Below are 23207 nucleotides of genomic sequence, written 5' to 3' on the forward strand. Positions count from 1 at the left end.
AATTTATCAAATACATCCTTGTATTTGACCCTGACGGGCCGCACTGAAGTGCGTTAAATTTTGTTCCAGACAAAATTTTGCTTGGCGACCATAGCGCTTTGGACCCACCTGACTCCATGCCGAACTCAGTAGTGAAACGAAGCAGCGCCGATGGTAGTGTGGGGTCTCCCCATGTGAGAGTAGGACATCGCCAGGCTTGCTTTCTTGTTTTCAGATTTTTGGAAAAATCTGAAGGCAAAAACGGCTCATCTTGTTGATAGCTCGATGCTTTTGATATCTGCGATGCTCATGTATTGGCATACACTGCGCGTCTCGATTCAACATCCTCATCGCATCAAACAAGATAACCTAATTAAAGCAACGTAGTGTAAGACTTTAATTAGAAGTGATTTAATTATCAAAGCAGATAAAAAGTAAGACTTTGATGAAGCGTTTTCGCTGATATAGCTCAGTTGGTAGAGCGCACCCTTGGTAAGGGTGAGGTCGGCAGTTCAAATCTGCCTATCAGCACCAGGTTTTTCTTGGCGGCCATAGCGTAACGGCACCACCTGAACCCATGCCGAACTCAGAAGTGAAACGTTGCTGCGCCGATGGTAGTGTGGGGTCTCCCCATGTGAGAGTAGGTCACTGCCAAGAGTTATTTATAAGCCCTCCGCATTTGCGGGGGGCTTTTTTCGTTTTTGCCTCTCCTCATTGATCCTGTCTTTTCCTATGCTTAAACAACACTTGTGCAATGATTGATTATTGCTTGAGCTCGGTCAGTGGCTGCGTTATGTTATTAGATATCTGGACGTCTAAACATCCCTAGGAGGCAGTGATGCCGATTAAAATCCCGGATCAACTTCCCGCGACCAATATCCTGCGGCGCGAAAATATTTTCGTGATGACAGAAACCCGTGCGGTGAGTCAAAACATTCGCCCGCTGAAGGTGCTGCTACTTAACCTGATGCCGAAAAAAATCGAGACCGAAACGCAATTTATGCGTCTGCTTTCTAACAGTCCCTTGCAAGTGGATGTGGAGTTACTGCGGATAGATAATCGACCAAGCAAAAATACGCCAACCGAGCATCTTGATACCTTCTATCGTCAATTTGAGACCGTACGAACGCGCAACTTTGATGGTCTGATCGTGACGGGGGCACCGTTAGGACTGGTGCAGTTTGAGGACGTGATATATTGGGAGCACCTTCAAGATGTGATGAATTGGGCGCATAAGCACGTTACCTCAACCTTATATATTTGTTGGGCCGCGCAAGCAGGGTTAAAGTTGCTGTATGATTTACCCAAGAAAACCCGCAAAGAGAAGTTGTCAGGGGTTTACCGTCACCACATTAATGCTGAGTTATGCAAACACCCGCTATTACGCGGCTTTGATGATAGCTTCTTAGCGCCCCACTCACGCTATGCGGATTTTTCTCCGAGTTATCTGGCCGAACATACCGACCTCGATATTTTAGCCACGTCCAATGAAGCGGGTACCTATCTGGCGGCGACGAAAGATAAGCGCAATGTGTTTGTCACCGGTCATCCTGAGTATGATTCTCATACCCTGCATCATGAATACCATCGGGATTTAGAAGAAGGCATGGAGCCCGCGGTCCCCCTTAACTATTACCCAGATGACGATCCTTCGCAGCCACCGTATGTGAGTTGGCGCAGCCATGGGCATTTACTGTTTGCCAACTGGCTAAACTATTGTGTTTACCAGCAAACGCCCTTTGACTTGGATGCCTTTTCCGCGTCTAACTTTACCCTTGATGAATAAAAAAGCGCCCGCGGGCGCTTTTGGGTTAGGGACTCGGTTAGCTTTGATGTTTATCCATTTCGTCTTGTGCTGCGTTTGCTTTATCAACCATGCCTGTCATGGTTGAGCCTTGCACCAAAATGGAGAACACCACCACCGCATAGGTCATGATGAGGATCAGCTCGCGAACATCGATATTTTTTTCCGGCACCACCATGATGCCAGCGGGCACGGCCATTGCCATGGCCAACGCAAGCCCTCCGCGTAAGCCTCCCCAGCTTAATATACGTACTGCCCAAGGGTTATAGGTTCGAAAGCGCTTAAAGCCGAGGTAACACACTTTCACGCTGATAAACCGGGCGAGAAGCACAATAGGCACCACCGCCGCCATAATGATCCAGTCTTCTTTATGGAAACTGATTTGCAGCAAGCTAACCCCGATTAGGAGAAAGAGTAGGCTGTTAAGAAATTCATCGACCAGTTCCCAGAAGTGGTCGAGGTGATCTTCACTTTCTTTGGAAAAGCCAATAAAGCGGGTCCAGTTGCCAATCATAATCCCGGCAACCACCATTGCCAGCGGGCCAGAGACATGCAGCATATCGGCCAGGACATAGCCAGCGCTGGGGATAGCCAGCGTTAATAGCAATTCCATCGAGTGATCGTTGGTGGCACAAATCAAGCGATGGAAAAGATAGCCAAGCACCAGGCCATATAAAATCCCGCCAACGGCTTCTTGTAAAAACAAGGCAATGGTACCGCCCACCGTCGGGTTGTTGTCGCCAAAGGCCAGGGTAAAAAGAGTCACAAAGATCACGATACCCACGCCATCATTAAATAGCGACTCTCCCTCTATTTGTGTCGTGATCCGCATCGGTGCTTGCAGTTTTTTCACAATGGCGAGAACAGCAATGGGATCGGTCGGCGAGATCAGCGCGCCAAATAGCAGGCAGTAGAGATAATCGAAAGGAATACCGATCAGCTGAAACACGCCCCAGATACCGGTGCCGATTAAAAACACAGAGACCAATAGCCCGCCGATCACCAGGGTCGTGATCTCCCACTTTTGGTCGGAGAAAGAGGGAAGCTTGACACCAATTCCCCCCGCGAAGAGCAAAAAGCCGAGGACGCCTTTGAGCAAAAAGGTATCAAAGTGGATATCTGTCAGTATTTGCTCGGCCATGGTTTTGAGTGGAATGGCTTGGTATTGACCAGCGACCACTATCAACAAAGACAGTAGGAGCGAGCTAGCGGTAATGGCGATGGTGGTTTGTACTCGACTGATTTTACTATTAATAAAAGCGATAAAGATGGCTGCAGCAGCCATAAAGCTGAGGATTGCGTAAGTTGACATGCCGCTTCCTAGTACAACGAGGGAATGAAAAAATGTGTCAAAATATTAATAGAAATCGTTGTCAAAACGAACAGCTGAATTGAAATAGATCAAAATAAATTGTTATTTATAGACGTCTAGATTTCCATTTTCGCTGTGGTAGGATGAAATGACTGCAACGAGGAAGATGATAAGCGTAATAGTATGGACCGACTGACACAGCAACTGCGCGACCGTATTCTAGTGATCGATGGTGGCATGGGCACCATGATTCAGGGGTTAGGGCTCAATGAGGCCGATTATCGTGGCCAACGTTTTAAAGATTGGCACTGTGATGTGAAAGGCAACAATGATCTTTTGGTGCTGACTCAGCCTGATAAGATCGCTTCGCTACACAGTGATTACCTGGCCGCGGGCGCGGACATTATTGAAACTAACACCTTTAACGCCACCCAAATTGCGATGGCCGATTACGACATGCAGGCGCTGAGTGCGGAAATCAACGTCGCGGCAGCCCGGCTTGCGCGTGAGGTCGCTGATGCGTGGACGGCGAAAACGCCGGATAAACCCCGTTTTGTCGCGGGTGTGTTGGGGCCGACCAACCGAACGTGCTCAATCTCACCAGATGTGAATGACCCTGGGTTTCGCAATGTCAGCTTTGATCAGTTAGTCGACGTGTATGCCGAGTCCACCGAAGCGCTCATTGAGGGTGGGGTTGATATCATCATGTTGGAGACCATTTTTGATACCTTGAATGCCAAAGCCTGTGCGTTTGCGGTTGAAAAGGTCTTTGATGCCCGTGGGTTTCGCTTACCCATTATGATCTCCGGCACCATCACTGATGCGTCTGGACGCACCTTATCCGGACAAACGACCGCCGCCTTTTATCACTCGCTGCGCCATGTTGAGCCACTGTCGTTTGGCTTAAACTGCGCACTGGGGCCGGCTGAATTGCGCCAGTATGTCAAAGAGCTGAGCGACATTTGTGAGGGCTTTGTCTCCGTCCACCCTAATGCGGGGTTGCCCAACGCGTTTGGTGAGTATGACCTTTCTCCCGAAGAGATGGCGACACACATTGATGAGTGGGCGGCGTCAGGCTTTATCAATTTGGTCGGTGGTTGTTGTGGCACCACGCCTGAACATATTCAAGCGATTAGCGACGCGGTGAAAAAACATTCGCCACGCTCTCTGCCTGACCACCCTGTGGCCTGTCGCTTATCTGGGCTCGAGCCCCTGACCATTAATGCCGATAGCTTGTTCGTTAACGTGGGTGAGCGCACCAATGTAACTGGCTCAGCACGCTTTAAACGTTTAATCGTTGAAGAGCAATACGACGAGGCGCTGGAAGTGGCATTGCAGCAAGTGGAAAACGGCGCCCAAATCATCGATATCAATATGGATGAAGGCATGTTGGATGCCGAAAAGGCTATGGTGCGATTCCTCAATTTATGCGCGGCCGAGCCGGATATTGCCCGTGTGCCAGTGATGATTGACTCCTCTAAATGGGAAGTGATTGAAGCTGGCCTCAAGTGCATTCAAGGGAAAGGCATCGTCAATTCTATTTCGCTCAAAGAAGGAGAAGAGGCTTTTCTTCACCAAGCACGTTTAGTCCGTCGCTATGGCGCGGCGGTGATCGTGATGGCGTTTGACGAACAAGGTCAAGCCGATACTCAAGCGCGGAAAGTGGAAATCTGTACGCGCGCTTATCATCTTCTGGTCGAGCAAGTCGGTTTTCCGCCGGAAGATATTATCTTCGATCCCAACATTTTTGCGGTTGCTACCGGCATTGATGAGCACAATAACTACGCAGTCGATTTCATCAACGCCGTGGCTGACATTAAACAAACCCTGCCGCATGCCATGATCTCGGGCGGCGTCTCCAATGTGTCGTTTTCGTTTCGAGGCAACAACCCCGTCCGTGAGGCTATTCATGCGGTGTTTTTGTATCACTGCATCAAAAATGGCATGGACATGGGGATCGTCAATGCGGGCCAGTTAGCCATCTATGATGATTTGCCTGAATCGCTGCGCTTGGCAGTAGAAGATGTGGTGCTCAACAAAGATGATGGCGCCACGGAGCGTTTATTGGAGATCGCCGACAGCTATCGCGATAGTGGGGAGAACGAGGTCGCGGAAACTGCAGAGTGGCGCAGTTGGCCGGTGGAAAAGCGGTTGGAACATGCACTGGTCAAAGGCATTACAGAGTTTATTGTTGAAGACACCGAGCTGGCTCGCGCCGCGGCAAGTAAACCTCTAGAAGTGATTGAAGGCCCACTGATGGCAGGCATGAACGTGGTCGGGGACTTGTTTGGTGAAGGCAAGATGTTCCTACCACAAGTGGTGAAGTCGGCACGGGTGATGAAGCAGGCGGTGGCTTACCTTGAGCCTTACATCAATGCTGAAAAGCAGCAAGGACAGACCAATGGCAAGATCTTGCTCGCCACGGTCAAAGGGGATGTGCATGACATTGGCAAAAACATTGTTGGCGTGGTGCTGCAATGTAATAACTTCGAGATTATTGATCTCGGCGTGATGGTGCCGACCGATAAAATCCTGTCGGTGGCGCGTGAGGAAAACGTCGATATTATTGGTTTATCAGGCCTGATTACCCCATCGTTAGATGAAATGGTGAACGTGGCGAAAGAGATGGAGCGCCAAGGGTTTGATATTCCTTTGCTTATTGGCGGCGCGACCACGTCCAAAGCCCATACCGCGGTGAAGATTGAACAGCATTACCATGCGCCCGTGGTCTATGTGCCCAACGCGTCACGTGCCGTGGGGGTGTGCTCATCGTTGCTGTCACAGACTCAGCGGCCGGATTTTGTGGCCCGTTTAGCCAAAGACTATGCGGCGGTGCGTGAGCAACATCAACGCAAAACGCCTCGAACCGCTCCCGTCACCCTTGAGCAGGCGCGGGACAATAAGTGGCAAACGGACTGGGCAAACTATGCTCCTCCGCAGCCGTTGAAGCCGGGCGTGCATGTTTACGATGATGTCTCGATAGCGACCTTACGTCAGTATATCGACTGGACACCCTTCTTTATGACGTGGTCACTCAGTGGCAAATTCCCGGCGATTTTGGATCACGAACTAGTGGGTGAGGAAGCGCGCCGTTTGTATCAAGACGCCAATGCTTGGCTCGATCGTTTCGAGGCAGAAGGCTTGGTCGCCGCGAAGGGAGTGTGTGGCCTTTTTCCTGCCAACAGCGTTGAGGATGATATTGAAGTCTATGATGATGGGTCTCGCCAAGCGACGCTCACCGTACTGAACCACTTGCGTCAGCAAACGAAAAAGCCTCGTGGTGCCAACTATTGCTTGTCGGACTTTATTGCGCCAAAAAGCAGTGGCCAGCCGGATTGGATTGGCGCATTTGCGGTGACAGGTGGTATTGGCGAATATGCCTTGGCGGAAGAATACAAAGCGAAAGGGGATGATTATAACGCGATCATGATCCAGGCGGTCGCCGATAGACTTGCAGAAGCCTTTGCAGAGTACCTCCATCAGCAAATTCGGATTACCTTGTGGGGCTATGCGCCCGATGAGACGCTCGATAACGATGCGCTGATCCGCGAGCAATACCAAGGGATCCGGCCAGCGCCGGGTTATGCCGCCTGTCCTGAACACAGTGAGAAAGGCAAAATTTGGCAATTGCTGTCGGTAGAAGCACATACGGGGATGACACTTACCGAAAGCTATGCCATGTGGCCGGGGGCGTCGGTCTCAGGTTGGTATTTTTCCCACCCTGAGTCACGTTACTTTGCGGTGGCGAAGATCCAAAACGATCAGCGAGACAGCTACGCAGCACGCAAAGGGTGGAGCAGCGAAGAAGCGGAGAAATGGCTCGGGCCGAACTTAAACGGCTAACGAAAGAAGCCAGCATATTGGCTGTGCTGGCTTTTTTATTATTCAAATAAGTCCGCGTGTAACCGCTGCACCACCTGGGTGGCATCGTCATCTTCAACCACAACACATACATTGTGGTTGCTGGCACCGTAGCAAATCATGCGTAGTTTATGTTGTGCTAAGGCACTGAACACTGGTGCTGTCGCGCCAGCAGTATGATTCATATCATTGCCAATCAGCGCTACCACCGCCAGGTTCTCGCAGATCTCGACATGACATAACTGGGTCAGCTCGGCGATAGCCGCTTGTGGCAGCTGCGGCGCGTCGCCCTGAGTGTTGGTTTGATCAAGGGTTAAAGCGACACTGACCTCCGAGGTGGTGATCAAGTCCACCGAGATTTCAAATCGTGCCAAAACCTCAAATACTTTGGCCAAAAAACCATATGCATGGAACATGTTTAAGCTGGTTAGTGTCACCATGGTTTGGTTTCGTCGTAAGGCGACGGCACGAAACAGCGGTGCCGAGTGCGCGTGCTCGCGGATCCAGGTGCCGCCTTGCTCAGGCGCTCTCGCGGCCCCGACAAACACTGGTATATGTTGGCGCACTGCAGGCAGCAAGGTGGACGGGTGCAGGATTTTGGCACCAAACGTGGCCATTTCTGAGGCTTCGCTAAAACTAATCTCACTGATTGGGCGCGCTTGTTCGGCAATCCGCGGGTCGGTGGTATAAATCCCGGGCACATCGGTCCAAATGGCCAAACTCTCTGCGTCCACGGCTTCGGCGAACAGTGCTGCACTGTAGTCGCTACCACCACGGCCTAAGGTGGTGGTTTGTCCGTGGGCATCCGCGCCGATAAACCCTTGGGTGACCACTCGATGTGTGGCTAAATGCGGAAGCAATTGGTCGTGGCACTGTGTTCGCGTCTGTTGTGGGTCAGGCTGGGCACAGCCAAACTGGCTGTCGGTGCGCAGCAATTCACGCGCATCTACTCTCAAAGCGGTTATACCTCGGCTGTTGAGCAAATGGGTGAAAATATGGGTTGAGATCAGCTCGCCGCAGGCAACTAACGCATCCGTTAGCGCTGTGTCAGGAATGATGGCCGCTTTTTCGGCATACTCGGCAATGGCGAGATGCCAGTGTTCGACGGCTGCTTGCGTGTTTTGGCAATCAGGAAGTTGCTGCAATATTGCTTGGTGAATGGCATTAATGGCGTCCAACTTGGCTTGGCGCACGTCAGGGTCGCTGATCCCTTTTGCGAGCGCGACTAAATGATTGGTCACTCCGGCGCACGCACTGATCACGATTAAACGGGTTTGCGGGTTTTGCTCGATAACCGCGGCGCTTTGCTGCATCGCCGCTAGCGTCCCGACACTGGTGCCGCCAAACTTAGCGACTGAAATTGATGGTAACGGGTTCACGTCCTTTTCCCCTTTTGAGCTCGTGCTCATTGATTCAACATATTCAAAAGTCAGTGGGGAACATCAGAAGTCACATCGTGACCGCGATAAATACCGCGACAAGGTAGGAAGAGCAAACGGCAGGCATTCTGCCAGAAGCGCTCCACCTGTCTGTCCATATGGATGACAAGTGACAGCCTGAAGGATTCAGCCTTCAAGGCCGGCAGCGTATCGACCCCGATCTTACGCCACCTCGGCATTGTCTCCCCTGGTTATCACGCTTAGGAGTGGGGCTCCGCCTGATAACTGCCTGAGAAATGCACCTCTTCTGCATGTTCAGTCATGGGTTGGTGACCGCATGAACAGTTTTAACATTACGGGTGTGGTCGCAGGGTGTCAACCGTGTTTTTGCTCTTGATGGGGGAGCACTGCCCAGCCCCCGCTTTGACTGAGGAAAAGGAGGCCATTGCGCCCTATCGGCACTGAAAAGAAACATAAATCGCCGCTAGCGATCACACAGTTCATGTGCCAGAGGCTAGGGGGATGGCGAAAAAATATGCTATAACGGTGAGCCTCGGTACCAACAACAAGGATTCGTGATGGCTCGTGCAATTTCCGATATTCAGTCTTTTCAACCCGTCGCTCGCACATTGATGGGGCCAGGGCCCTCTGACATTTACCCGTCGGTGCTGCAATCATTGAGCAAGCCGACATTGGGGCATCTTGACCCCTTATTCATTGGCATGATGGATGAGGTCAAGCAGCTACTGCAGTACGCTTTTCAAACCGACAATCCGTTTACCATTGCGGTCTCTGCACCCGGGAGTGCGGGGATGGAAGCCTGTTTTGTCAATTTGGTGGAGCCTGGCGACACATTGATCGTCTGTCGCAATGGCGTGTTTGGCGACCGGATGCGAGAAAACGTGGAGCGTTGTGGCGCACATGCGGTCATGGTTGATGATGCCTGGGGCGATCCGGTTAATCCTGAAAAGGTTGAAGCGGCCTTGAAGGCGCACCCGGAGGCTAGCATTGTCGCATTTGTCCACGCGGAGACGTCCACAGGCGCTTGCTCTGATGCACAGGCCCTTGCCACCTTGGCACGTGAACACGGCTGCCTCACTATTGTCGATGCGGTGACCTCACTCGGTGGCGTGCCGTTGAAGGTGGACGAGTGGCAATTAGATGCAGTCTATTCAGGCAGTCAAAAATGTTTGTCGTGTGTACCGGGCTTGTCGCCAGTGACATTCTCGCCCCGTGCAGTAGAAAAAATGCAGGCGCGGACTCACAAGGTGCAAAGCTGGTTTCTCGATCAAAGTTTGGTGCTGGGGTATTGGAGCGGCGACGGCAAACGTAGCTACCACCATACGGCACCCGTGAATAGTTTATATGCCCTACATGAAGCCCTGCTCAAACTGTATCACGAAGGGATTGAGAACGCGTGGCAACGCCACGATACCATGCATCAGCGTTTGAAAGCGGGATTGGACAATTTAGGGATTGGCTTTGTGGTCGATGAACCTTATCGTTTGCCCCAGCTTAACGCCGTTTATATTCCTGAGGGCGTGGATGATGCCGCCGTGCGCCAGCATTTACTTCACACCTATAACTTGGAAATTGGCGCTGGCCTCGGTGATTTGGCGGGTAAAGCCTGGCGAATCGGCTTAATGGGCTACGGCGCAAGGGATGAGAACATTGCCCTGTGCCTTAAAGCCCTTGAAGAGGCATTGCGCTAGGGCGTTGAATGATCCGGTAGGGTATGGCGGATTGTCCATACCTTCGCCGCGTTTGGATACAAGTAACGCGCTTCTTGCTGGATATCGCGAGCCCGCTGACGGTCACCGATTTGTAGGGCCACTTGATAGGCATGCTGATAGCCAGCAAAGCGTGGTCGTTGTGCGACTTGGCGCAATAATTGGTTAAGGTGTTGCTGGCGCTCAGTGTCAGACAGAGTTGCTAAATTAGCCTGAAAGTGACGGCTTTGTTGTGCGTGGGCCAGCTTTTGCTGCCACCATGGATGTTGCTGGTATAAGGCAAAACGTTGCGAGCTGAGTAAAGAGTCGCGCAAATAACGATTGGCCAAATATACGGATGACAGGCACACGAGTGTCGTGATGACGAGGGCAGTGATCACGGTGCGACTGGCCACACGTTGGCTGTAACCATGAGTGAGTACCGGGTAGCGGCGATATTTGCTGGTGAGGTTATCAAGCCAGTATAGCCAAAGGAGTAACAATACCCCATTGAACCACTGGGTGCCGCTTACCGGATAGATCATCAGTCCAGTGAGCGGAGGTAGCACTAAAGCAATCAAGATCCGCCGTGTCCCTGAGGGAGCACGAAGGATCCTGACGCCGAGCGCCATGATCACCAACACATAGCCCAATCCAATCAATAAGCCTCCTTCCAACAGCCAAAACAGCAGTGCACTGGGCAGGTTCACTGGACCAAGGTGGCCGGGTTGTGAAGCAGAAAGCAACAGCAAGGCCTGCTTACCATTCCCCATGCCCACGCCGAAAAAGGGCGTTGTCTGCCATTGTTGCCACGCTAAACCCAACGCACGTCGCTCGCCGTCGCTCAGCCATTGCCAACTATCTTGACCACTGAGGGCAAATATCGCCAGGATCGCGCCGAGACAGACTGCCACAAGCCAAGCTTTGTGCTGGCGCCTGGAGGCAAAGCGACTCAAATAGGCTTGCTGTAACACGATGGCACACAAGGCAAAGAGCAGCAGCAGGGGCTGGCCTTGCATCGCTAACACTGGAATAAAAACCAAAGGGGTGACGGCCAATAAGCTTTGGCTGATGGGATGGCGGTAGCGGCCACTCGGCTCTCTGGCGAGAATATACGCCGCTAAGGTGAGACCTGTAAGTAGCAGTGTGTGCGTGACCGCAGGGGGCAAGTGAGGCACCCAGTTGTTAAACATAAAAGGCGCCATGCCCGGTGGTGATTGATTGCCCAACACCGACAGTACCGCTAGCCAAGAGGCGAGTAAAAATACCCCGAGTAGCTTTTGCCGCTGCGAATGGTTAAAAACAAACTGTTGAAGGCTGGAGAAGAAACCGAGGCTAAGTATCAAGGCGGCCATGGCATAGCCGCTATTGAGTGCCTCAGCGTGTGGGTAGTAATAAGGAATAATCGCCAGGCCCGTTGCCAAACCAAGCATCCAGGTCAGTCGGCTTGCCCGCCAAGTATGCTGACGCACGACTTCTAAGCAGGCAAACCCCAAGGTGAACGCGAGCGTTAACAAGGAAAGCGCCGCTGCAGGGTGACGTATGCCAACCAGCGGGAGAGACACCGAGTACAGTGGTAAGCAGATCAACCACAAGGCCGCTAACGTTAGTAGAAATGGGGTTGTTAGCGGCTTTCGTATCACGCGACTCTGCGGCAGCGCTGAGGTCATTATCGCTCCAACATAGGTTTGAGGAAGTGAGCGGTGTGGCTACCCACCACATCCACGATCGCTTCCGGTGTACCTTGCGCGATGATTTCACCGCCGCCATTACCGCCCTCTGGCCCTAAGTCGATGATCCAGTCCGCGGTCTTTATCACATCCAGATTATGCTCAATCACCACGATAGTGTTGCCCTGTTCGCGCAAGCGGTGCAGGACATTAAGCAGTTGCTGAATATCATGGAAATGAAGTCCTGTGGTTGGTTCATCGAGGATGTAAAGCGTTTTACCCGTGTCACGCTTAGACAGCTCTCGTGCTAACTTGACCCGCTGTGCTTCACCCCCCGATAAGGTGGTGGCCGCTTGGCCAAGGCGAATATAGCTCAGGCCGACATCCATCAATGTTTGCAGTTTACGCTTGATAGCGGGCACGGCGTCGAAAAACTCACGCGCGTCCTCGACGGTCATCTCAAGGACTTCATCGATGGTTTTGCCTTTATAGCGTACTTCCAATGTTTCCCGGTTATAACGTTTACCTTTACACACATCACAAGGTACATACACATCGGGCAAGAAATGCATTTCCACTTTGATCACGCCATCACCTTGGCACGCTTCGCAGCGACCGCCGCGCACGTTAAAGCTAAAACGGCCCACTTTATATCCGCGTGCCCGTGCCTCTTGGGTACCGGCAAACAGCTCACGGATCGGGGTAAAGATCCCCGTATAAGTGGCTGGGTTTGAGCGTGGGGTACGGCCAATAGGGCTTTGATCAATATCGATCACCTTGTCGAAATGTCCCAACCCATCAATCGACTCGTAAGGCGCGGGATCGGCGGTGGTCGCGCCGTTTAATTGCTGGTGGGCCACTTTAAAAAAGGTGTCATTGATAAGCGTTGACTTGCCTGAGCCTGACACGCCCGTCACGCAAGTAAGCAGTCCGACAGGTAGGTGGAGATCAACGTTTTTCAGGTTGTTGCCCGTCGCCCCTTTCAGCGTCAACATTTTGTTTGGGTCGCGCTCAATACGCTTTGTGGGAACCTCGATCGCTTGCTTTCCACTTAGATACTGACCTGTCAGTGACGACTCACTGGCGAGTATGTCCTCTAAACTGCCTTCGGCAACAATTTGACCACCATGTGCCCCGGCCCCCGGGCCAATATCAATGATGTAGTCGGCCGCGCGAATGGCATCTTCATCATGCTCGACCACCATGACAGTGTTCCCCAGATCGCGCAGATGCTCCAAGGTATCGAGCAAGCGGGCATTGTCACGCTGGTGCAGACCAATAGAGGGCTCATCCAGTACGTACATGACCCCCACCAAGCCCGCGCCAATTTGGCTGGCCAGTCGAATACGCTGTGCTTCACCGCCAGAGAGGGTATCGGCACTGCGCGATAAATTCAGGTAGTTAAGCCCCACATTGACCAAAAACCGTAGCCGGTCATGGATCTCTTTCATCACCTTTTCGGCAATCTTAGCGCGTTGCCCGGTCAAGGTCAGTTGTTCAAAGAAGTCCAGCGCCTGTTGAATGCTCAGCTCACAAATCTCGGGTAGATTGTGGCCGTCGATAAACACGTGACGAGCTTCTTGGCGTAAGCGTGAGCCACCGCAGCTGGCACAAGGTTTGGTGGCGATATATTTGGCAAGCTCATCGCGCACAGCATTCGATTCGGTGTCGCGATAGCGACGCTCCATGTTATTGAGGATCCCTTCGAAGGGATGCTTACGTACGCGAATATCGCCCCGATCGTTGACGTATTTGAACTCGATCTCTTTTGGGCCGGAACCGTACAAGAGAATGTCCTGAACGGTGCCCGACAGATCCTGCCACGGCGTTTCCAAATCAAAGCCATAATGCTCAGACAGCGAGCGTAGCATTTGGAAGTAATAAAAGTTACGCCGATCCCAGCCGCGGATCGCCCCACCCGCGAGGCTGACGGCTGGATTTTGGAGAACGCGCTTAGGATCAAAATACTGTTGCACCCCCAAGCCGTCGCAGGTACCACAGGCACCGGCTGGGTTATTAAAGGAGAACAGGCGCGGTTCAAGCTCTTGCATGCTGTAACCGCAGTGTGGGCAGGCAAAGTTGGCGGAAAAAATGATCTCTTCCCCTTCACCGTCCATCCAACTGATCACCGCGCTGCCGCCTGTTAGCTCGAGCGCGGTCTCAAAAGATTCTGCCAAACGCTGTTGCTGATCATCGCGCACTTTAAAGCGATCGACCACCACCTCAATGGTGTGCTTTTTCTGCAGCTCGAGTGTCGGCGGATCGGATAGATCGCACACTTCGCCATTGATTCGGGCACGGATAAACCCTTGCGCAGCGAGGTTCTCCAGAGTCTTAACATGCTCCCCTTTACGGTTTTTAATGATCGGCGCGAGCAGCATCAGCTTGCTTCCTTCCGGCAGCGCAAGCACTTTATCGACCATCTGACTGACGGTCTGAGCCGCTAAGGTCACATCATGAGTGGGACAGCGTGGCTCGCCCACTCGCGCATACAGTAAGCGTAAGTAGTCATACACTTCAGTGATGGTGCCGACCGTTGAGCGCGGGTTATGCGAGGTGGACTTTTGCTCTATCGAGATCGCAGGTGACAGACCCTCGATATGGTCAACATCGGGTTTTTCCATTAAGGAGAGAAACTGGCGCGCATACGCTGACAAGGATTCAACGTAACGGCGCTGGCCTTCGGCGTATAGGGTGTCGAAGGCCAGCGATGATTTTCCCGAGCCAGATAGGCCGGTGATCACAATCAGTTTATCACGAGGAATGGTGAGGTTGATGTTTTTGAGGTTATGCGTGCGCGCGCCTCTGACGTCGATATTGTCCATTATTATCCTACTACTCAGTCAGCTCACTGGTTGGTCGCCTAGTATGGCACAGACATGACCATGACCAAATAAAAAGGCTGTATATTTACACAGCCTTTACTCGAAGGGGAAAAACGCGCGATCCGACGCGGTTAACGTTATCGACGGTTTTTGACCGTCGCTTCGTCTTTGTTGCTTCCGCCAAGGTAGTGGTGCTTGTAGCAGTGATTGGTGGCTTCAATAAAGCCTTCTACGCTGCCACAGTCAAAGCGCTCGCCTTTAAATTTATACGCCAGTACACACCCTGACTGTGCTTGTTTGAGCAGCGCATCGGTGATCTGGACTTCGCCGTTTTTACCTGGCGGGGTCGTTTCTAACAGATCAAAGATATCTGGCGTTAAAATATACCGGCCAATAATAGCAAGATTGCTTGGCGCATCGCCGGGATCGGGTTTTTCCACCATGTTGTCTACGCGGAAAAGGTCATCTTTGATCTCTTGACCGGCAATGACACCATATTTATGGGTCTCATCTTCCGGGACTTCTTCCACCGCGACAATCGAGCAACGGAACTGGTTATATAGAGCGACCATTTGCTTGAGAACGCCATTGTCAGGATGGATGCAAAGATCATCGGCGAGCACGACAGCAAACGCTTCGTCGCCGACCAGATCGCGACCGGTTAAAATCGCATGTCCGAGTCCACGCATTTCGTGTTGGCGAATGTAGGTGAATGACGCTTTCTCTATGGTATTGCGAATGTCATCGAGTAACACTTCTTTGTTGGTGCCACTGATTTGATGCTCAAGCTCATAGTTTTTATCAAAATGATCCATGATGGCATGCTTGCCACGACCGGTGACAATACACATGCCGTTGATACCCGCTTCCAAGGCTTCATCCACGCCGTATTCAATCAAAGGCTTGTTGACCACTGGCATCATTTCTTTCGGCATTGACTTGGTTGCCGGTAAAAAGCGGGTGCCATAGCCAGCCGCTGGGAACAGACATTTTTTTATCATCTCAGATCCTTTCGTTTTTGTTGGGTGGCGAGCGGTTTATGACGCGGTCGACACCCCTAAGCGGGTTGTTAGCAAGCGGCTGCTAACAATGTTATCTGGGTCAATAGTTTGCTGGGTTCAGTGCGGCTAAGCAAGTACTGCGCGCCAACGCGGCTAGATAGCGTGACCGTCCCCGCGTTGCTTAGTCCGCATGGGCGGAAAAATACGCCATAAATGCATCGGTAAAGGTCGATAAGGACGCCGGCGGGAGGGCATTAATTCCCGCCGCCGCGGCGCGGCCACCGCCTGTTGTGAATTGCTCGGCCAACTGCGCCGCCCCAGTAGGACGATTTAACGGGGCACGAATACTGACCATCCATTCTCCTCCTGGCATCGGCGTGAGCACGGCATGGGCTCTATCAGGATGGCGGTTGGCTAATTGGTTGCCAAACATGCCACTTATTCGGCGTGCCCAAGCGGCATCGGGAAGCTGATACACCTGTGCGTTTTCATCGCCCAGCGCCGGGGTTAGGGTTTGCGCATGCGCCCGGTCACTTTGATACGCGTCAGCCAGTGCCATCACGATGTCCGGATAAGCGCGCATAAAAGCATCGGGGGTCGAAAAGCCACACAGGTGACGATATAACACCGCGGGGGGCATAGTGAGGTCATCCAAGCTCGCGCCATAGCTGTTGTAGTTGAGATAGTGGCCGAGCTGTGCCAGCCGCGCGCGCGTTTGCTCGTCAATACCCGACTGTTGAGCAAGGGCATTTGCAGTGCGATCCAGGTTATCGCCATACGCGCCAACTAACGCCCATTCTCGATACTGCCCACCGAGAAGTTTATCGATAATAAGCGCGGTACAGGTATTAGCACTGGTATGAATATGTGCGTCTAACAAAGGCGAATCTGGGATGGGACCACTTTGATGGTGATCAGCATAGAACACGCGCGTGCCAGCCGCGAGTAATCTCGCGAGTGCGTCTTGGTTCTTCGCCATCGAAACATCGAGTACTGTGACCTGCTCGGGGCCTGTGGGCACTTGCTTTAACAGAGCAATATCGCGTTTAACCCCAGTAATTAACGTGGTGGCTTGTGGGTGCGCTAAGCGCCATTGCACCAGTGCGGTAAGCCCATCGGCATCCCCGTTAAAGACATCAAATCCCATCCTGTGATTCCTTTTTAACTGAGTAACGTGACATCCTACCTTGATGGGTGAGCTTGACCCAACTAGCGGTGATCGTCGTCGGCGCCAGGATAGGCTTCAAGCCCCGTCGAGCCAATTAGGGACAAGTTGTTTTTCGCCCAAAACACGGCTTGTACTCGGTTTTTAACATTGATTTTCTTAAACACGTTATAAAGGTGCGACTTAACGGTATGCTCACTGACGTCCAATGCACGGGCAATGTCTTGGTTAGAGGCGCCCGTGACAAGATGGCGCAGGATTTGTTGCTCGCGGTTGGTCAGGACAATGGCCTGCTCATCGATCGCTTGTTGGTGGTGCTGCTGATAATAGTGAATTAACGCGGCCATTTTGTGACGGGGGAGCCAGTACTCGCCAGAGAACATTTTTTCGATGCCATAACATAGGTGGCGGATCTCATCTTCTTTTTTAAAGACCCCTTTGATAAATGGCCAGCTGGCGAGTTCTTTGGCACTTAAGTCATGTGCATTGAGCAGCGCAAAGACATGTTGGTCGGCAAAGGGGATCAGCGATTGTTTTAGCTGCTCGGTGGCAATGTCATCAAAGGCGTTTAAGTCTACCAACACTAAACCGGGTCGTGCGGTGAGCTTGTCAGTGATCGCATCGGGCGTCACGAGCTCAACCTCGCTATGAATTGCTTTTTCTAAGCATGTCATCAGTGCAGACACAGACATGCTGGGCTGAGAAATAAGAAGCAGTGTGTAACTATCTGAGGTGGTTTCGGCCTGGTTCATAAGCATCCTACTGATGATGACTCAACATGCGTATCCGTGTGACGTAAGTGGGGTGATCACCGACGTCAAGGCTGGGCAAGCTTTCCATCAGTCTAAACCATTTTTATCTTTAAGGTATACGCTGCGAGTGATAACCCATTGTGCTGACGCTTTAACTGCAGAATATGGAAACAGATCGCGTGGAAAAGCTTCGAACCTCTGGGGTGCTCGTGCTAGACTTCCTCCTTATTTATCCAGTTTGCGAAATCGTTTCGCGCGCAACCAAGAACAGTGGGAGTCACCTATGGCCAGCCGTGGCATAAACAAAGTCATCTTGATTGGTAATTTGGGCAACGATCCGGAAATCCGTTACCTCCCCAACGGCGGTGCGGTGGCGAACCTCAGCCTCGCGACCTCAGAGTCATGGCGTGATAAAAACACCGGTGAGATGCGTGAGAAAACAGAGTGGCACCGTGTTGTGCTGTTCGGTAAAACCGCCGAAGTCGCGGGTGAGTATCTGCGCAAAGGCTCTCAGGTGTATATCGAAGGCCAACTGCAGACACGCAAGTGGCAAGACCAAAACGGGCAAGACCGTTATACCACGGAAGTCGCGGTACAACCGTTTAGTGGCAGCATGCAAATGCTGGGTGGCCGTGGTGGTCAGAGCCAAGGTCAGCCCATGCAGCAGTCACCGCAGCAGCAAGGTGGATGGGGACAGCCTCAGCAGCCTCAACAACCACAGCAAAACTTTAACCAACAGCCACCGCAGCAGTCGGCACCACAGCCACAGTCGCAACCTCAGCAGCAATACAACGATTTGCCTGATTTTGACGACGATATTCCGTTCTAAAACGGACTGCGTTAAGTGGCGAGTCAACGCCAATGTGGTTGAAACGAAAAAGCCCCTGTTGGGGCTTTTTGCTTTTTGGCGTGGTCGGTTACTGAACGGGCTGGGTTAGGCGACACCGGGGCCCGCTTTTAAAAAGTGCGGCAATTGCACCGGCGTTGGGCATTTTAACTGGCCCATTACTTGGGTCATTTGTTGGGTGAGCATATCTATCGCGTGTTCCCCCCCATGATGGCCCAACGCGCCACAGGCATAGACAAAAGTGCGGCCCAGCAGGGTGAAGTCGGCGCCCATGGCCATCGCTTGGGCTACATTCCCGCCGCTTTGTACGCCACTGTCCATCAGCAGTTTAATCTTGTCACCATATAAGCGCTTGATGGTTTGAATGGTATCCAGTGGCGACTCGCCAACATCTAACTGACGTCCCCCATGGTTGGATAAGACCACTGCGTCGGCACCGAGCGCAACCGCTTGTTTGACATCGTCTGGGTTGACCAAGCCTTTTAATACCAAGGGGCCGTCCCAGTTATCGCGGATCACCTTGAGGCTGTCGAAGTCGACGGCGCCCATCACCGTATTGTTCATAAAGTTCGCCAGTTCGCTGGTGGGCATGTTTTTTGGCATGTAAGGCTTGAGGGTTTGCATCTCAGGCACGCCAGCCAGTAACGTCTGCCAGCTCCATGCCGGACACTGCACCATTTGCACGATATTGCGCAGGTTCATTTTCGGCGGCATCGCCAAGCCATTTTTTATATCGCGCGGGCGATAACCGAAGGTCGGCACATCCACAGTGACGACCAGCACTTTATATCCTGCACTTTTAATGCGACCCATGAGATCTTTACGGATCTTGGCATCCGTTGGGTTATAGAGTTGATACCACGCCGTTCCCTCAGAGATCTCGGCGATGGTCTCAAGACTCGCTGAGGATACGGTGCTGAGCACATAAGGAAGCTTTGCTTGATAGGCCGCTTTTGCCAAAATTTCCGGCGCCTTGGGCCACATTAACCCTTGAAGTCCGACGGGGGCGACGCCAAAAGGCGCGGCATAGCGTTGGCCAAATAGCTCGACGGATAAGTCGATCTCTGGGGTAGGCGCAAGCAAGTCAGACTGCAGTTTTACGTGTTCAAACGCCCCGGCATTGTGCGCCACGCCAATTTCATCGTGACAACCGCCGCAAAGATAATCAAAGGCGAAGGCTGGGATACGCCGTTTTGCTGCACGTTTAAGCGAGGGGGTATCAGGGTACTTAGGATTATAATAGGCCATGAATATTGCACGTTGTTGAGGTGAGTGTCTTGTCTCACCCTAGCGCAGTGATTGTTATCGATATATAGATAAAAGATAAAATACTTTTTCCAAAATCGGCTAAGCCCCGATGATAGTTGGCGTTACCTCTTGCTTTACCTGCACACTAAACGTACAAATCTTTAACTTTCTGTTTAATAAAATCGATAAATAATTTGGTTTTGGTGTGGTTGTATTCCAGCTTAGGGTAGTAGGCGTAGGCCGATAAGCGTGGTTGCTTAAGGGCTGGTAGCACCGGGACCAATAAGCCTTGGTCGATTTCTTTTTGCACCGTCCCGGCGCCCCCTAAAATGATCCCCATGCCAATCACCGCGGCACTGACCAAGGCTTCAGGGTTGGGTGAGACAAAATTACCGGACAATTGTAAGCGGGTGCCATCTTCAAACACCCGCTCTTGAGGCTGATGCGAATTACCGTAAAGCAAAATATTATGCTGGGTAAGTTGCGCTGGCGTGGTGATGGGCGGATGGCGCTCGAGGTAGGCAGGGGCAGCAAAAAAGCCAGGTTGAAAATCAAATAATTTGGCGGCGATGTAGCTGGCGGAGTTAAAGTACTCGAGTTCACGACTGATCACCACGTCCAGATTCAGATCCGGCAGCTGGCCAGGGGTGAGGGTGGTGAGTTCGACTTTGATTTTCGGATAAATCTCAAGAAACTCAGCAATAAAGTTGACCAGAAAGCGGTTCCCTGTCACCAATGGCGCACCGATACGCAATACACCACTGACCTCACCAAAGGTGGAGGTGGTCTCACTGACTAATTGTTGCCAGTCATCGACCCACGTCTTGGCGCGGTGGTAGAAGAGATCACCCGCATCTGTCATCGACAAACTGCGTGTAGTGCGTTTGAGCAATTGAACCCCCAGTTGGCGTTCTAGCCAGCTTAGGCGTTTTGACAGGGCAGAACTTGAGGTGTGTAGCTTGGTGGCCGCTTGGGCCAACGAGCCATGATCCACCACGCAGATAAAGCTTTGTGTACAGGTAATCCAGTCCATGAGTCCTCGTTGCGTAAAAAGACAGCCACCGATTCGTGGTCTAGGCATTCACATTATGATAACCAAGCCTGATAATAGCGGCTACTAGCCCCCAAAGGCGACCCAAGTCAGCAGAGAATCATGGATAGAACAGCCAGTGCGATCAAAGTCAGCGGTATGAAGCTGACCAACCGACTCGTTGCATTTGTCACGCTTATTGTGGTGTGTGCCATTTTTGTGTTGTTTATCGGCGGTGCGATCAGCTTCCGCCAATTGGGGATTGATTTCATCTCGCATTATGTTGACGGCATGGTTGAGGTGATTGATCAAGAGATGGCCAGTGACCAGCGTGATAACCAATACTTTTCGCGCTGGCTTCCCAAGATGCTTAAAGCCAGTGACGTGACGTCCCTCACTATCTACTCGGACGCTGGGATCTTGTATCAATATGAGCAAATTCAATACCAGGCGGTGACCAATCAACAGGTAATCTCTCGTGATATACCGCTCGATAGCAACCCAGGGTTTGCGGTCAAACTGACCTTTGTGCCGCCGTATGCGGAGTTTGCCTATTCCATTGGTCCATTGTCCTCCTTATCGGCGGCGATTTTGGTGATTGTCTTGGGGCTCACATGGGGGATCCGTTGGCTCCGGCGTCAGCTGTATGGCAGTGAGGTGCTTGAGCAGCGTGGCCGACTGATCTTAGCGGGGCGACTCGATGATGCGCAGCAAGGTGATAGCCGCGAGTGGCCGATCCCGGCAAGCGCGGCGTTAACGCAACTGATCGAAGAGCTTAAAGAAGCGCGCCAAGAGCGTAGTCGTTTTGACACCTTTATTCGCACCAACACCTTCTTAGACCAACTCACCGGCGCCGCGAATCGCGTGATGTTTGATAATCGCTTGCACACACTAGCCAGTGATGATGCCAGCCAAGGCAGTGTGATCCTAGTGAGGGTGGCGGAATGGGAAGATCTGGTGGCGCAGCACGGGCAAGAAGCCGCCGATCAATTGATTCAAGCGATTGGCAATGTTCTGTCGAATGCGATTCAGCGTTTTCCGGATGCCGTGTTGGCACGTTATTTTGCCTCGGACTTTGCCATTTTGCTGGTCAACCAAGCGGGAGAAGAAGTGCATCCCTTTTTAGCGCAAATCACCAATGCGTTAGATAAACTCGCGCCACCCGAGGCGTTGGATCAAGATAATTGGTTCCACCTTGGGATGACCTCATTTGGCGCCAGTGAGCGACGTGGGCGACTAATGGATGAAGCCGAACGTGCACTTAAAGCGGCGGCGCTAACCGGCCAGAATGGTTGGTCACAGTTCGACAAACAACTAAGCCAACTGGATAAACGTGGTAGTGTACGTTGGCGCACCTTACTCGAGTCGGTGATGGCGGGAGAAGGGCCAATGCTTTATCGCCAACCGGTGTTTGCGCGAGATGGCAAAACCCGCCTTCATTATGAACTTTTAGGCCGAATTAAGGACGAAAAAGGCAAGGTGCTTAAGGCCTCGCGCTTTTGGCCAGGGGTAGAATGGGTTGGCATGGACGTGGCGTTTGACAAGGCGACCGTGGGTCGCGCGCTGTGGTGGCTAAAAACGCGTGACTACATCGATAACTACGCCGTCAATGTAAGTGCGTACTCACTTTGTCAACGTGAGTTTGTGGTGTGGTTGCGCGATATGTTGCTACAAACGCCAAGAAGTACATTGAATCGCTTACTGGTGGAAGTGTCTGAAGGCGCTTTGGTTTCACACTTTGATGCGGCGCGGCCTTGCTTACGAATGATTGCCGCGTTAGGGTGCCGTCTAGTTGTTGACCAAGCAGGTAGAACGATAGTAAGCACTCACTATGTTAAAGATATTCAACCCGCTTATATTAAGCTTCATCGTAGTTTGGTGCGCAATATCCACCAACGGCCAGAGAACCAGCTGTATTTACGCAGCGTGTTAGGTGCTTGTGAGGCTACCACCACCGAGGTACTGGCGGTAGGCGTGGAAACCAATGAGGAATGGTCAGTGGTGAAAGAACTGGGTGTCGCGGGCGGACAAGGGCGGCTGCTTGGGGCGGAAATGTCTCCGCACCCAGCACAGAAAAAACGCCGCCGATGGGGGAAGCGATGAGTCAAGCCATCAAGCTCTCCCACCAACAAGGACGCGGTTGGTTAGAAGCCTTATTAGTGGTCAGTATTTTGTCGGTGCTGGTGGTGATTGCGATCCCTAAGTTCTACGATTATGAGGCGGATGCTAATGTGTCCGCGCTAAAAGGCTTAAAAAGCGGCATCGACAGCGCCATGACGCAAACACACGCGTTGGCCGAGAAGAAAAAAGTCAGTGATCAGGCGGAACAATCACTGACCGTCAACGGCACGTCCATTCGTGTGTCTTATGGCTACCCTGAGGCAAGTGCCTTGCCTGAGTTAGTGACGGCGCTGAAGGATACAACGCGTTGGCAGTTGCGACGCTATCCAGAGAAAAATCGGGTCGACTTTATCTGGCGGCTTCCTGATCAGCCAGCGACGGATTGTTACTTAACGTATTACGAGGCAACGGCGTCAACGAAGGCATCGACGCAGTTGGTGATTCATCAGTCATGCCAATCACCAACCCAAAAAAGACAACAGGAATAATGCGTTTTTGATGGAA

The 23207-nt window shown here is 52.0% G+C and carries 15 protein-coding genes, 1 tRNA gene, 2 rRNA genes and 1 riboswitch; of the genes, 9 read left to right on the top strand and 9 right to left on the bottom strand.

Features of this window, described 5'->3' with window-relative positions; translation table 11 throughout:
* Positions 1 to 80 precede the first annotated feature (80 nt).
* From rrf (BZG20_RS07855) to metA, 4 genes are all read left to right on the top strand, one after another.
* Positions 81 to 196: ribosomal RNA gene (gene rrf, locus BZG20_RS07855) — 5S ribosomal RNA — on the top strand.
* 241 nt (positions 197 to 437) lie between these two features.
* Positions 438 to 513 (top strand) — tRNA-Thr (locus BZG20_RS07860).
* A 7-nt stretch (positions 514 to 520) separates the two neighbouring features.
* A 5S ribosomal RNA gene (gene rrf, locus BZG20_RS07865) occupies positions 521 to 636 on the top strand.
* Between the two features lie 181 nt (positions 637 to 817).
* Positions 818 to 1765 carry a homoserine O-succinyltransferase gene (metA, locus tag BZG20_RS07870; RefSeq protein ID WP_046073872.1) on the top strand — a complete coding sequence of 316 codons (948 nt, stop codon included), beginning with the start codon at positions 818 to 820 and terminating at the stop codon, positions 1763 to 1765.
* Positions 1766 to 1802: 37 nt separating this feature from the next.
* Here metA and BZG20_RS07875 read toward each other — a convergent pair whose 3' ends face one another.
* Entirely contained in the window at positions 1803 to 3095 is a 1293-nt protein-coding gene (locus BZG20_RS07875) for a sodium:proton antiporter (RefSeq protein ID WP_077578640.1), read from the bottom strand.
* A gap of 183 nt (positions 3096 to 3278) precedes the next feature.
* Here BZG20_RS07875 and metH point away from each other — a divergent pair, with 183 nt between their 5' ends.
* Positions 3279 to 6938: a methionine synthase gene (metH, locus tag BZG20_RS07880; protein WP_077578641.1), complete on the top strand. Its 3660-nt coding sequence runs from the start codon at positions 3279 to 3281 to the stop codon at positions 6936 to 6938.
* Positions 6939 to 6976: 38 nt separating this feature from the next.
* Here metH and lysC read toward each other — a convergent pair whose 3' ends face one another.
* Positions 6977 to 8365, bottom strand: a complete 1389-nt coding sequence (lysC, locus tag BZG20_RS07885) for a lysine-sensitive aspartokinase 3 (protein WP_077578642.1) — start codon at positions 8363 to 8365, stop codon at positions 6977 to 6979.
* A 97-nt stretch (positions 8366 to 8462) separates the two neighbouring features.
* A riboswitch (Lysine riboswitch) is annotated at positions 8463 to 8650 on the bottom strand.
* A gap of 263 nt (positions 8651 to 8913) precedes the next feature.
* On the opposite strand from lysC, the gene BZG20_RS07890 reads away from it, so the two are divergent.
* Positions 8914 to 10047 carry an alanine--glyoxylate aminotransferase family protein gene (locus BZG20_RS07890; protein ID WP_077578643.1) on the top strand — a complete coding sequence of 378 codons (1134 nt, stop codon included), beginning with the start codon at positions 8914 to 8916 and terminating at the stop codon, positions 10045 to 10047.
* On the opposite strand, the gene BZG20_RS07895 is transcribed toward BZG20_RS07890, so the two are convergent.
* From BZG20_RS07895 to BZG20_RS07915, 5 genes are all read right to left on the bottom strand, one after another.
* Positions 10044 to 11714: a Wzy polymerase domain-containing protein gene (locus tag BZG20_RS07895; protein WP_077578644.1), complete on the bottom strand. Its 1671-nt coding sequence runs from the start codon at positions 11712 to 11714 to the stop codon at positions 10044 to 10046. The two genes, BZG20_RS07890 and BZG20_RS07895, sit on opposite strands and share 4 nt — an antisense overlap.
* Positions 11714 to 14539 (bottom strand): excinuclease ABC subunit UvrA, encoded by a 2826-nt coding sequence (uvrA, locus tag BZG20_RS07900; protein WP_077578645.1) that lies wholly within the window; start codon positions 14537 to 14539, stop codon positions 11714 to 11716. Before uvrA ends, BZG20_RS07895 begins: the two co-directional genes overlap by 1 nt.
* A 137-nt stretch (positions 14540 to 14676) precedes the next feature.
* Positions 14677 to 15540 (bottom strand): UTP--glucose-1-phosphate uridylyltransferase GalU, encoded by an 864-nt coding sequence (gene galU, locus BZG20_RS07905; RefSeq protein WP_077578646.1) that lies wholly within the window; start codon positions 15538 to 15540, stop codon positions 14677 to 14679.
* A 181-nt stretch (positions 15541 to 15721) separates the two neighbouring features.
* Positions 15722 to 16687 carry an acetyltransferase gene (locus BZG20_RS07910; RefSeq protein WP_077578647.1) on the bottom strand — a complete coding sequence of 322 codons (966 nt, stop codon included), beginning with the start codon at positions 16685 to 16687 and terminating at the stop codon, positions 15722 to 15724.
* 62 nt (positions 16688 to 16749) lie between these two features.
* Positions 16750 to 17457, bottom strand: coding sequence for a LuxR C-terminal-related transcriptional regulator (locus BZG20_RS07915; protein WP_077578648.1), 708 nt, complete (start codon positions 17455 to 17457; stop codon positions 16750 to 16752).
* A 283-nt stretch (positions 17458 to 17740) separates the two neighbouring features.
* Between BZG20_RS07915 and BZG20_RS07920 the strand changes: the two genes are divergently transcribed.
* The gene (locus tag BZG20_RS07920) at positions 17741 to 18286 is read left to right on the top strand and encodes a single-stranded DNA-binding protein (RefSeq protein ID WP_046073882.1); all 546 of its coding nucleotides are present in this window, start codon (positions 17741 to 17743) and stop codon (positions 18284 to 18286) included.
* 105 nt (positions 18287 to 18391) lie between these two features.
* Here BZG20_RS07920 and BZG20_RS07925 read toward each other — a convergent pair whose 3' ends face one another.
* The gene (locus tag BZG20_RS07925; RefSeq protein WP_077578649.1) at positions 18392 to 19552 is read right to left on the bottom strand and encodes an alpha-hydroxy acid oxidase; all 1161 of its coding nucleotides are present in this window, start codon (positions 19550 to 19552) and stop codon (positions 18392 to 18394) included.
* Positions 19553 to 19697: 145 nt separating this feature from the next.
* Positions 19698 to 20585, bottom strand: a complete 888-nt coding sequence (locus BZG20_RS07930) for a LysR family transcriptional regulator (RefSeq protein WP_046073884.1) — start codon at positions 20583 to 20585, stop codon at positions 19698 to 19700.
* Positions 20586 to 20705: 120 nt separating this feature from the next.
* On the opposite strand from BZG20_RS07930, the gene csrD reads away from it, so the two are divergent.
* A complete protein-coding gene (gene csrD, locus BZG20_RS07935; protein ID WP_046073885.1) occupies positions 20706 to 22685 on the top strand; it encodes an RNase E specificity factor CsrD in 1980 nt (659 codons plus the stop codon).
* Positions 22682 to 23191, top strand: coding sequence for a hypothetical protein (locus BZG20_RS07940; RefSeq protein ID WP_077578650.1), 510 nt, complete (start codon positions 22682 to 22684; stop codon positions 23189 to 23191). Before csrD ends, BZG20_RS07940 begins: the two co-directional genes overlap by 4 nt.
* Positions 23192 to 23207 lie beyond the last annotated feature (16 nt).

The sequence above is a fragment of the Salinivibrio sp. IB868 genome (assembly GCF_001995655.1).
In the GTDB taxonomy this organism is placed as follows: Bacteria; Pseudomonadota; Gammaproteobacteria; order Enterobacterales; family Vibrionaceae; genus Salinivibrio; species Salinivibrio siamensis.